The organism is Kribbella sp. NPDC002412 (assembly GCF_053592935.1).
Window position 1 is genome coordinate 75,526 of record NZ_JBSFBL010000040.1, and the last position, 10,822, is coordinate 86,347.

General features: G+C 69.5%; 9 protein-coding genes. 3 read left to right on the top strand and 6 right to left on the bottom strand.

Annotation, left to right across the window (positions count from 1 at the left end; translation table 11 throughout):
- Nucleotides 1–88: 88 nt before the first annotated feature.
- Both secA2 and ACWCOV_RS28460 read right to left on the bottom strand, forming a co-directional pair.
- A complete protein-coding gene (gene secA2, locus ACWCOV_RS28455) occupies nucleotides 89–2,563 on the bottom strand; it encodes an accessory Sec system translocase SecA2 (protein ID WP_449832382.1) in 2,475 nt (824 codons plus the stop codon).
- 39 nt (nucleotides 2,564–2,602) lie between these two features.
- Nucleotides 2,603–3,412: a GNAT family N-acetyltransferase gene (locus ACWCOV_RS28460; RefSeq protein WP_449832383.1), complete on the bottom strand. Its 810-nt coding sequence runs from the start codon at nucleotides 3,410–3,412 to the stop codon at nucleotides 2,603–2,605.
- Between the two features lie 63 nt (nucleotides 3,413–3,475).
- Here ACWCOV_RS28460 and ACWCOV_RS28465 point away from each other — a divergent pair, with 63 nt between their 5' ends.
- Entirely contained in the window at nucleotides 3,476–4,084 is a 609-nt protein-coding gene (locus ACWCOV_RS28465; protein ID WP_449832384.1) for an AMIN-like domain-containing (lipo)protein, read from the top strand.
- 135 nt (nucleotides 4,085–4,219) lie between these two features.
- Nucleotides 4,220–5,443 (top strand): vanadium-dependent haloperoxidase, encoded by a 1,224-nt coding sequence (locus ACWCOV_RS28470; protein ID WP_449832385.1) that lies wholly within the window; start codon nucleotides 4,220–4,222, stop codon nucleotides 5,441–5,443.
- A 49-nt stretch (nucleotides 5,444–5,492) separates the two neighbouring features.
- Here ACWCOV_RS28470 and ACWCOV_RS28475 read toward each other — a convergent pair whose 3' ends face one another.
- The 4 genes from ACWCOV_RS28475 to ACWCOV_RS28490 all read right to left on the bottom strand — a co-directional run bounded on the left by ACWCOV_RS28475 (nucleotide 5,493) and on the right by ACWCOV_RS28490 (nucleotide 10,065).
- Nucleotides 5,493–7,460: a GxGYxYP domain-containing protein gene (locus ACWCOV_RS28475; protein WP_449832386.1), complete on the bottom strand. Its 1,968-nt coding sequence runs from the start codon at nucleotides 7,458–7,460 to the stop codon at nucleotides 5,493–5,495.
- Between the two features lie 974 nt (nucleotides 7,461–8,434).
- Complete coding sequence (locus tag ACWCOV_RS28480; RefSeq protein ID WP_449832387.1) at nucleotides 8,435–8,788, bottom strand: GntR family transcriptional regulator; 354 nt, start codon at nucleotides 8,786–8,788, stop codon at nucleotides 8,435–8,437.
- Between the two features lie 390 nt (nucleotides 8,789–9,178).
- Nucleotides 9,179–9,604, bottom strand: a complete 426-nt coding sequence (locus ACWCOV_RS28485; protein ID WP_449832388.1) for a VOC family protein — start codon at nucleotides 9,602–9,604, stop codon at nucleotides 9,179–9,181.
- Nucleotides 9,601–10,065: a helix-turn-helix transcriptional regulator gene (locus ACWCOV_RS28490; protein WP_449832389.1), complete on the bottom strand. Its 465-nt coding sequence runs from the start codon at nucleotides 10,063–10,065 to the stop codon at nucleotides 9,601–9,603. The genes ACWCOV_RS28485 and ACWCOV_RS28490 overlap by 4 nt, the downstream gene beginning before the upstream one ends.
- A 100-nt stretch (nucleotides 10,066–10,165) precedes the next feature.
- Between ACWCOV_RS28490 and ACWCOV_RS28495 the strand changes: the two genes are divergently transcribed.
- Nucleotides 10,166–10,822 (top strand): DUF2254 family protein (locus ACWCOV_RS28495; RefSeq protein WP_449832390.1); only part of this gene is annotated, 657 nt, incomplete at its 3' end.

A 10,822-nucleotide genomic window follows, 5' to 3' on the forward strand; every position in this document is an offset into this window, starting at 1 on the left:
CAGGCCATCACAATCGACGTCGCACCAGCGCCGCACGCCGGGCACGGCGGCGCTCAAGCGATCGTGATGGCCTGGCGGTCCGCATCCGCTACTTCTTCCGGTCGGAGTCGTCCTCATCCGCGCCGTCGCGCTCGTCCGCCTCGGGGAGGTCCTCGTCTTCGTCGTCCAGGTCGCGGAGTTCTTCCGGCAGGTCGTCCTCGTCGAAGGTCTCGGCGGGGATCTCCTCGGCCTGGGCGACGGACTCCGGCTTGATGGCGTTGCGAAGGCGGCCGAGGATTCGGTCGGCCTCGGTGCCGAACGGGTTGTCGTTGACCAGGTAGGTCCAGGTGGCGGTCGGGCGCGGGACGCCGCTCGCCTCCTCGTCCAGGCCGTCGGCGGTGATCTCGGCCGTCTTGAAGGTCTCGGCGGCGTCGGTCCAGGCGTCGGCGATCAGGGTGTCGAACGACGCGATCGCGGACTTGTTGAACTCGTCGATCGGCTTCAGGTGCACGATGCCGCCGGCCAGCGACCGCAGGTGGATGCCCTCACGCAGGTCGGCCAGGTAGGCCAAGTGGTCGGTCCACCGCCGGTCCAGGTGGTGCAGCGCGATCCGCCGTACGGCGTCCTTCACCACGTCCTCGCCGAGCTCCTCGACAAGCTCGTCGTACCGCTCCTTGGCCTTCTCGGCCAGCTCGGTCGCGGCGAGGTCCTCGGTGAGGACCTTCTCGCGGGTGTCGAGCAGGATCGCCCGCTGCTGCCCGGTCAGCCGGTGGTACTGCCACGTGGTCCGGTGCAGCTCAGCGTTCGCGCCGTCCGCGACCCGCTGCGCGTGCTCGAGCACACCCATCGACTTGCGGTCGGTCAGTCGCCCGGACTCGTCCGGGTGCGGCCGCAGCCCCGACGAAACGGAGTACCGGGTCACCAGCTCGTCGGCCAGGCTGGCGAAGAACAGCGACCCACCCGGGTCACCCTGCCGCCCGGCCCGTCCACGCAACTGGTCGTCCAGCCGCCGCGAGGCGTGCAGGCCGGTCCCGATCACGTAGAGGCCGCCCAGCTCGAGCGCCTTCTCCTTGTCGTGCGACTCGTCGCGCCCACCCAGCCGGATGTCCGTACCGCGGCCGGCCATCTGCGTCGACACCGTCACCGTCCCCGGCACACCGGCCTCGGCGATGATGGCGGCCTCCTCGGCGTCGTTCTTCGCGTTCAGCACGACGTGCGGGATCTCGGCCGCCTCGAGCCGGTCGCTCAACTGCTCTGACTCCTCCACGCTGTGCGTCCCGATCAGGATCGGCCGCCCGGTCTCGTGCACCTCGGCGATGTGCTCGACCAGCGCCGCGTTCTTCTGCTCGACGGTCAGGTACAGCCGGTCCGGGTCGTCCTTGCGGATGTTCGGCTTGTTCGGCGGTACGACGGCCACCTCGACGTCGTAGAACTCCTGCAGCGACTCACCGACGACGACCGCCGTACCGGTCATGCCGCACAGCGTCTTGTAGCCCTTGATCAGCGCCTGCACGGTGATGCTGTCCAGCACCTCACCGGAGTCGCTGACCGGCACGGCCTCCTTGGCCTCGACCGCGGCCTGCAGACCGTCGGGCCAGCGCTGCAGCTTGGCGATCCGGCCGCGGTTGTTGTTGATCAGGCTGACCTTGCCGTCGCGGACCAGGTAGTCGACGTCCTTGCGCAGCAGCACCTCGGCGTGCAGCGCGACGTTGATCTGGGTGAGCCGGTCAAGGTTGTCGTCCTCGTACAGGTTGATCCCGCCGAGCGTCTCCTCGACCTTGTCGGTGCCCTTGTCGGTCAGCGCGACCGTCCGGCCGTCGCCGTCGATCTCGTAGTCCACACCGGCACGCAGCGTCCGGACCAGCTGGACGACGTCGTCGTCCAGCGCCTCGGTCCGGGTCGCACCCGCCAGCACCAGCGGCACCCGGGCCTCGTCGATCAGCACCGAGTCGGCCTCATCCACCAGCGCCACGTCCGGCTCGACCGTGACCCGGTCGGCCACGTCGGTCACCAGCCGGTCCCGCAGTACGTCGAACCCGACCTCGCTGACCGGGACGTAGCAGACCTCCGCCTGGTACGCCGTACGGCGCTCCTCCGGCGTGGACGCCTGGCCGACGTGCGAGACGCTCACCCCGAGCAGGTCGTACACCGGGCCCATCCACTCGGCGTCGCGACGGGCCAGGTAGTCGTTGACCGCGAGCACCTGGACCTTGCGGCCGCCGATCGCGTACCCGGCCGCGGCGATCGCGCCGGCCAGCGTCTTGCCCTCACCGGTCGCCATCTCCACGACCCGGCCCTGCAGCATCGCCAGCGCGCCGACGACCTGGCCGTCGAAGGCCCGCTCACCGATCGCGCGGTGACCGGCCTCCCGGCCCAGTGCGAGGAACTCGATCTGCTCGTCCTCGTGCAGCCCGCCGGTGGTGCGCAGCTCGCCCACCGCCTCGGTGAGCTCCTCGTCGGTCAGGGACTGCACCGACTCCTCCGCCTCGCCGACCAGCTGGGTGAGCCGCTCGTACGGGCCGAGGTCGATCGAGCCGGGGCGCTGCAGCAGCCGGCGGAAGCGGGAAGCGATCTTCAGAGCCATGATTCGGCAACGTACAGCCTCGGCGTGTCGTTCCGTACGTCAGGTAGGCGTGTCAGGGGTCCAGTTGTACGGCGTGGTCGTGGTGACGCCGTGCAGACCCAGCTTCTGGAGGATCGGACGGGAGTCCTCGGACGCGTCCACGCGGAGGAACTCGTACCCGCGCTCCTTCGCCAGCCGGGCCCGGTGGACCAGCAAAGCGCCGTACAGGCCCTGCCGCCGCCACTCCGGCAGCGTGCCGCCACCCCACAGGCTCGCGAACCCGGTCCCGGGGTGGAACCGGACCCACGCGGCCGACACCGCCGGCCCGTCCGGCCCCTGCAACGCGTCCTCGACCAGGTAGACCGACAACCGGTCCGGAAACATTCGGGCCTCGCCGGCCAGCCGCTCCTCGATCCGTTCCAGCCCGTTGTGCCACAGCGTGTCCATCAGTACGGCGATCCGGTGGTAGTCGGCCGGGCCGTCGGCCTCCCGCAGCCGCACCTTCGACGGCAGCGCGGACGGCCGCTCCAGGATCCGGTCGACCTCGCCGAGGATCAGGGTCTCCGGATCGTCGGCGGTGAAGCCGGCCCGGACCAGGCGGTCGCCGAGGTCGGCGGGTTCGTCGTACGCGTACGTCTTCCACTCGAACGGCAACCCACGGTCACGGAAGAACGCGACCTCGGCCGCGATCACCGCGTCCGGGTCGTCGCCGAGTCCGCGGGGCGTCTCGACGAACCCGGCGCCGTCAGGGCCTTCGACGTACGAGCGGTGCACCAGGCCGACGTGCTCGGTCTTCCAGCCGGGGATGGTGTCGGCGTCCGGCAACCGGATCCGGCGGTGGAACACCTCGAGCAACTCAGCTGGCGTCATGGTCGCAGTCAACCAACTGGTGAAGACCGGCGTCTAACCGTTTGTCCTGAAAGGGGGGACATCATGAACATCCACCACATCTCGCGCAAGACGATCCTCGCCGCCCTCGCCGTCATGGCGATCCCGGCCGCAGCGATCGCCGCACCGGCCGTCACCGGCTCCACCTCCGCCCCCCGCACCGTCTCGACCAGCACCACCACTTCGGCAAGCACCGCTTGCCCGAAGGGCTGGGGATCGCTGCCCGAGACCAACAGCCGGACCACTACCGCGCCGATCACCAACGTGCGCACCGGCCGGCACGCATGCTTCGACCGGCTGGTCGTCGACCTCCGCGGCCGCGCCGCCGGGTACGACGTCCGCTACGTCACCAACGTCACCCAGGACGGCTCCGGCTTCGTGGTCCCGCTCCGCGGCGGCGCGAAACTCCAGGTCATCGTCCGCGCACCCGCCCACACGCAGGCCGGACAGCCGACGTACAGCCCCGCGAACAAGCGCGAGCTGACCAACGTCGCCGGCTTCAGCACGTTCCGCCAGGTCGCGTACGCCGGCAGCTTCGAAGGCCAGACCACCATCGGTCTCGGCGTCCGCGCCCGGCTCCCGTTCCGCGTCTTCACCCTCGCCGGCCCGGGCTCGAACACCCGCCTCGTGGTGGACGTCGCCCACCGCTGGTAACCCGGACCCCCACCCAGCGGCCGTCCGGCTCCCCCGCCGGGCGGCCGCCCTACCGCAGTCAGGTGGCGTGAATGTCTAGTGTCCAGGTAGTAATACAGCGGGTGACGAGGCACTGCGAACTGTCACCCTCCCAGGGTGAAGACCTTACGCAGATCCCTTGCCCTGGGGGTCGCCCCCGCCCTCGCTCTGTCCACCCTGGTCGCAGTCCCCACCGCGGCCGCAACCAGCGCGGTGGATGTCGCACTCGAGTGGTACGACGTCACCGCTGACACCATCACCGCGGCCGGTGCGCCGACCCAGGTGACCAACAACCGCACCTGGGCAATCGGCTGGCTCGCCGCCAGTCGCGCAGTACTGCGGTCGCCGGCCGGCTCCACGCCGTACCAGGAAGCCGCCTTCGCCAGTGCGGTCCACGAGACCTTGGTGACCCTCGTGCCGGCCCGCAAGACCGAGCTCGACCAGTCACTGGTCACGACACTCGCCCGCATCCCGGACGGCTCCGCCGAGACTGCAGGAGTTGCAGCCGGACGCACACAGGCAAAGGAAGTCCTGGCATCACGTGCCGGCGACGGACTGGACCCGGCCTCGGTCAATGCGCCTTTCACTCCGCCGTCCCCCACTCCAGGCGTCTGGCAGCCCACACCGCCGACTTACAGCCCTGGCACGCAGTACGGGAACCGGTTGGCCAAGCCGTTCCTGCTGAAGAGCGCCGACCAGTTCCGCCCGGGACCGCCGCCCGCGCTGGGCTCGCCCCGCTACAACCGCGACCTCGCCGAGGTGCGCGCCGACGGTGCTTTCAACAGCACCACCCGCACCCAGGCCCAGACGGATACGGCCACGTTCTGGCTCGGGTCGTCGTACGTCCTCTACACCGCTCCCCTGCGCGTAGCCGTCGCCGAGGCTGCCACGCGTCCACTCGTCGAGCGGGCCAAGCTGGTCGCGCTGTTCCACGTGGCCTCCGTCGACACGCAGATCGCGACGTCTGACACGAAGTACACCTACCAGCGCTGGCGTCCGGTCACCGCGATCCGCGCGACCGCTGACGCCGCGTGGACACCCCTGCACAACACGCCCGCTCACCCGGACTACCCGAGCGGGCACAACACCTACTCCGGGGCGGCAGAGCAGGTGCTCAACGCACTGGTCGGTGCACGTACGGCGAAGCCGTACACGATCGGCAGTCCGACAGCACCCGGCGTGACGCGCACCTACGACAACTGGCGCCAGCTGACCATCGAGAACGTCGACGCGCGTGTCTGGTCGGGCATTCACACGCGTACGGCGGACACCGTCGGCGTGACCCTCGGCAAGCAGGTGGCCGCCAACGCACTGCGGAACGCGCACGAGCTGTTCCGGTGAACCCACGCTCCGGCGGGCGCTGGCGGACCGCCCGCCGGAGCGTGTCTCCCTACAGAACCTTGTTGAGCAGGTCGAAGAAGGTGTTGCCTAGCACCAGCTCGTACGGGTCCGTCAGCAGCGGAGCCAGGTCGGCGATGTCGGACGGCGTCCAGCCCCACGCGTTGATACCGCACGCGATGAAGTACGGACTCGCGCCGTCCCAGTCGGCGATCTTCCGGTCCAGGGCGGCCTTGTACTCAGCGGCCTTCCCGGGTGCGCCGAAGTTTCCGATGATCGGCAGACCGCCACGCTTGACCAGCAGGTCGCCGCCTTCCCACGACTGGATGATGCCCTGCAGCGGAGTGTGGTCGTTGTACCCCTGGGCGATCTCCTCGGGGAACGCGACCCAGCCGTTCGCATCGCGGTGGTTGTAGGCGTAGACGAGGTCCATGCCGGTACGGCGCATGAACGACCCGGACAGCTTGAGGTACGCGGTCAGCTGGTCGGCCGGCCACGACCCCGGGTAGCTGTAACCGGCGCCGGACGGCCCGCAGATCAGCAGGTCGTTGGCCGTCGCGGTCCGCTGGAAGTAGCTGAACAGCCCCGGGCCGATCTCGGCGAGCAGCGGGCTGATCGTCCAGTTGACCATCGCCTCGCCACGCCGCGGGTCGTCCCACATGTCGCGCATCCGCCGCTGGCAGTACTGCACGTTGTCGCCCTCGCCGAAGGTGAGCGTGACGTACACCTTGTTCTTCGGCTCCAACCGCCGTACCGGCCGGACCTTGTCCGAGATCGGCGCGACGAAGCCGGAGTGCACGGTGCCGTTCATGTAGAAGTCCGCGGGGATCACCGGCGAGCCGCCCTGGGACGCCAGGTCGACCCCGCTCCACTCCCCCGCGACGTCGTTCGAGAACCAGCCCGCGTACGGCGCGGTCGGCCCGACCTTGTCGAAGTGCTCGGTCAGCAAGTCCCCGGTCGGACCGTTCGGCGGCAGCCAGCTCACCAGGGCCTTGGTGGCCACCACGTAGTCGCGGAAGAACGGGAACGGCTCGATCCGGGTCGGCGCGGTGTCGGTCGCGGACACGACGTACTGGTTCCACATCTCCACCGTCACCACCAGGCTCGTCGTCCCGGCCGGCGGGGCGAAGCGGTAGATCCAGTAGTTCCCGCCGTCGGCGAACCGGTTGCCCTCGCCACCGATCGACGAGTTCGCGGCCTCGAACAGGTACGGCGCCTCCTCCGGCGTGTTCGGCAGGAACCGGGCGATCTCGACTCCGTTCGCCTTCACCGAGACCCCGAGCACCGAGGCGCCCCAGCCGTCGTCGCCGAACGAGTCCCCGAACCGGACGTACACCCCGTCGGCGCCGAGCTTGGCCGAGACGTCCAGGTCGTACGTCCCGCGGTTCGACGAGTCCCGGATCTGCCGGATCTCGCGGGCGATCTCCTGCCACTGCACGTTCTCGGCCTGGACCACCATCGTCGGCGGGAGCCCGGTGAGCAGCTTCTGGTTGCACCGCGGGAACAGGTTCTCCAGCTGCCAGCGATAGGTCTTCACCCGATCACCGTCGAAGACACCCCGCAGGTCCTTCACGATCCGCAGCCCGTGCGCCTTGGCCTGGTCCACGGTCGCCACGACCGAGTTCTCCAGCCCGGCCATCGTCGTCGCGACGTTGATCGAGTCCGGTACGGCGGGATCGTGAACGATCGCGCCCCGGATCCGGCTGCGATACTTCGCCACCAGTTCGAGCGGATCGTCGTACCGGGTGGTCGGCAGCTTCATGTCCGCGAGCCACTTGGCATCGGGACCGTCCGGACCACCAGGGTTGAACAGGAAGTACAGCTCAGGCTTCGTGCGGTTGACGACGCCCTGCAAGGTGGTCAGCAGGGTCTGGTCGCCCCCGCTGAGCTTGCTGACGTCGCCGTAGTGCAACCGCCCCGGCCGCGCGAAGGCAGGCAACCAGCGGGCCATCTCCGCCCGCACACCCGCCGAAGCATTGGCAGCGTTGTCGGCAGCGGCCGCGGAAAGAGGCTGAACCACCCCGAATCCACCCGCCGCCACCGCCCCGCTACCCGCCAGGAACGTTCGTCTCGAGACCATCGTGACCACTCCCCTGTCGCTGACATCGATGTCAAATCAGCCGGGACAGTAGCAACGTCAGGACAGCGTGTACATAGCTCGTTACAACGTTGACCAAAGCAATCTGGAATCGTTTCCGATGGACGGGGGCGTTGTTCGTCCCACGCGTGCTACGCAGCCGCTCCTTCGCCGCGTCCGCTCCGCCCGCTCCCACCCGCCCCCGGCTTACCGCCGGTGCATTCCTGCCTGGCTGCCGCCGGTGGGTCTGCGGGCCTATCGCCCACGCGGCCGCGGTGCTGCCGCCCCGCGGGTTGACGGCTGCCGCCGGTGTGCTTGCGGGCTGCCGCCCGCGGGTCCGCGGTGCTGTCGAGCCGCGGGTTGATCCGGCTGCCGCCGGTGTGCTTGCCGGCTATCGCCGTCGACTGCGGGCTGCCGCCCGCGCTCTGCGCGCTGTCGCGCGGCGTTGACCGCGGCGTTCATCCGGTCGGGACTCGGGGCCGGAGACAACGTCTGGTTGGTGTGGACAGGAAATATCAGGTGCTAGCGCCCCAGCACCCGTCCAAGCGCTCTGCAGCAGCCGGCCCGCGCCGGCGCCAACCGCCTTGCGGACAACGCCTGCTTAGCTATCCACCACACGCGACAGGCGAGTAGACCCCGGGCGGCAGCCCGCACGATCGCCAGGCGACAGCCACGGCACGGCGGCGAAAGCCGTCAGGCACGCGAACGGCAGCCGCACAACCGCGGGGCGACAGCACCGCGAACCCCGGGCGACAGCCCACACACCCGCGGGACGGCAGCATCGCAAACCGCGGGCGGCAGCCCGCAAACCCGCCGGCGGCAGCCTGGCAAATGATGCACCGGCGACAAGCCGGGGGCGGGTGGGAGCGCGCGGAGCGGACGCGTCGGAGGAGCGGCTGCGTAGCACGCGTGGGTGACTACCAGGCCCGATGCAAAATCTCAGTCGCCTCGGCGAAGCTAAGCCCAGCCCGACGGGCGGCCAACGCAAGCGCAACAGCTGCCTGATGGGTCGCAGCATCATCAACCTGGCTGCGCTCGGCGAGCACGAACGTCCCGTTGCGCCCGCGCGTCTCCACCAGCCCGTCCGCCTCGAGCTCCTTGTACGCCCGCGCCACCGTGTTCACTGCCAGCCCGAGGTCAAGCGACAGCTGCCGCACCGTAGGCAGCCGAGTCCCCTTCGCCAGCTCCCCGGCCCGGATCAGACCTTCGATCTGTGACCGCACTTGTTCGTACGGCGGGGTGATCCCGACCGGATCCACCGTGATGTCCATCCGGTCACCATGCCGGACCATCCGCCCCGGGAACAACCGGACGCGGCGACCGGACGTGACCCTTCGCTGCTCCACGGTCAGCTCAGGTCGTACTCGGGGACCGACCAGGAAGGCCGGGCCTGCTGATCGCCGGCCTGATCGCTGGGCTTCTCGCACTCGCGCTGGTGTTCGTGATCGTGTTCAGCCGGACCAGCGCGATCGAGAGCGAGCCGTTTGCGAAGAAGGTTCCGGAGGTGCCGCAGCTGGCCGAGTCGACCGTGCACCACGTGAGCGTCGCGGGCTCCACCAGGAACGTGCAGCGGGTGCTCGGCGGTGACGACCTGACCAAGGTCGGCGACGGCTACTGCCGTCTCCTGACGACGAACCGGGCGGTCGCCGGACGTGCCCGGATCAGGCGAAGTCCTCCGCGCTGTACGGCTTCTGCTCGACCAGGACGAGCCAGTTGCCGGAGTTGTCCCGCAGGACGGCCTCGACGCCGTACGGGCGTTCGCTCGGCTCCTGGATGTACTCGACGCCCTTGGCGACCAGTTCCTGGAAGGTCTTGCGGCAGTCGTCGGTCCCGATACCGAACCCGTGCATCGTGCCCTTCGCCATCATCCGCCGGATCGCCTCGGTGGCCTCCTCGTCCAGCGGCGGGCCGGGCAGCGCGAGCTGGAGCTCCAGCTCCGGGTGGTCGGGGTGGTACACGGTGCACCAGCGGAAGTCCGACAGCGTGATGTCGGTCTTCAGCACGAACCCGAGCTTGTCGGTGTAGAAGGCCTTCGCCTCGTCGATGTCGGTGACGAAGACGCTCATCAGGCTGATGTTGGTGATCATGGTTCCTCCTCGTCGTTGCTCTCGGTACGACGGTAGGGCCCGGCGCCCGTCTCCGGCTTCTCCGGAATTGCGGACTTCAGCCCGAGCATGAACACGAAGCACCCGGGGATCCGGGCGCCGGACTGGGTCCGCTGGTACTCCGACGGGCTCATCCCGACCAGCTCGGTGAACCGCTGCGAGAACGACCCGAGGCTGCTGTACCCGACCAGGCCGCACACCTCGGTGACGGTCAGGTTGGTGGCCCGGAGCAGGTCGCCGGCCCGCTCGATCCGCCGCCGGGTCACGTACTGCATCGGCGTCTCGCCGTACTCGGCCGCGAAGCAGCGCAGGAAGTGGTACTTCGACACCCCGGCCGCGGCCGCCAGCCTGGCCAGGTCGAGCGGTTCCGCATAGTTGCGGTCAGCAACATCTCGCGCACGCCGCAGATGCGCCAGCAACTCCACCGGTACGCCGCCCACCACGCTCCGAGCCTAGACCGTCGACGGCCAGCCGATCTGCGCGCCGACCGTTGACCCAGCGTGGGCGTGGCGCGACCCTGACCACAGGGAGGGGGTGGCCGGGATGCGGCGGGATGCGGCGAGCGAGTACCTGCGCGGAGCCCTTTGGGCGATGCCGTCGGTGGCCGTCGTGCTCGCTCTCGTCACCGGCTCGGCCCTCAGCTTCGTCGAGATCGAGCCCGGCTCGTGGCGGGACCGGTTCCTGTTCCAGGGGACGGCGGACGACGCCCGGACCCTCCTGATCGCGATCGCCAGCACGATGGCCACCGTGATCGCCCTGGTCCTGGGCCTCACCGTGGTGGCGCTCCAGCTCGCCTCGACGCAGTTCTCCCCCAGGCTGCTGCGCAACTTCCTGCGCGACCGGGTCAACCAGGTCGTGCTGAGCATCTTCGTGGCGACCTTCACCTACAGCAGCGCCGGCCTCTACACCGTCGGCGTGAAGGCCGGCGAGCGGACGGACCAGTACCCGCGGCTCGCGGTCACCGTCGCGCTGGTGCTGCTGTTCGTCAGCCTGCTGATGCTGGTGTTCTTCCTGCACCACCTGACCCACTCGATCCAGATCGACGAGGTGATGCGCAAGGTCGAGCGCACCACGTTGCACGTCATCGACCGGGACCTGCCGACGGTAGGTGTCACGACCGAGCCGCCCCCGGCGCCACCCGAGTGCTGTGGCGCTGGGACACCGACTGGTTCTGGTGCTCGGCAGCCTTCGGCGCGCAGC

Bases quoted from the DNA above. Each gene is read 5' to 3' on its own strand.
- ACWCOV_RS28480 (WP_449832387.1), bottom strand. From the start codon at position 8,788: ATGGACATCACGGTGGATCCGGTCGGGATCACCCCGCCGTACGAACAA.
- secA2 (WP_449832382.1), bottom strand. From the start codon at position 2,563: ATGGCTCTGAAGATCGCTTCCCGCTTCCGCCGGCTGCTGCAGCGCCCC.
- ACWCOV_RS28460 (WP_449832383.1), bottom strand. From the start codon at position 3,412: ATGACGCCAGCTGAGTTGCTCGAGGTGTTCCACCGCCGGATCCGGTTG.
- ACWCOV_RS28465 (WP_449832384.1), top strand. From the start codon at position 3,476: ATGAACATCCACCACATCTCGCGCAAGACGATCCTCGCCGCCCTCGCC.
- ACWCOV_RS28485 (WP_449832388.1), bottom strand. From the start codon at position 9,604: ATGATCACCAACATCAGCCTGATGAGCGTCTTCGTCACCGACATCGAC.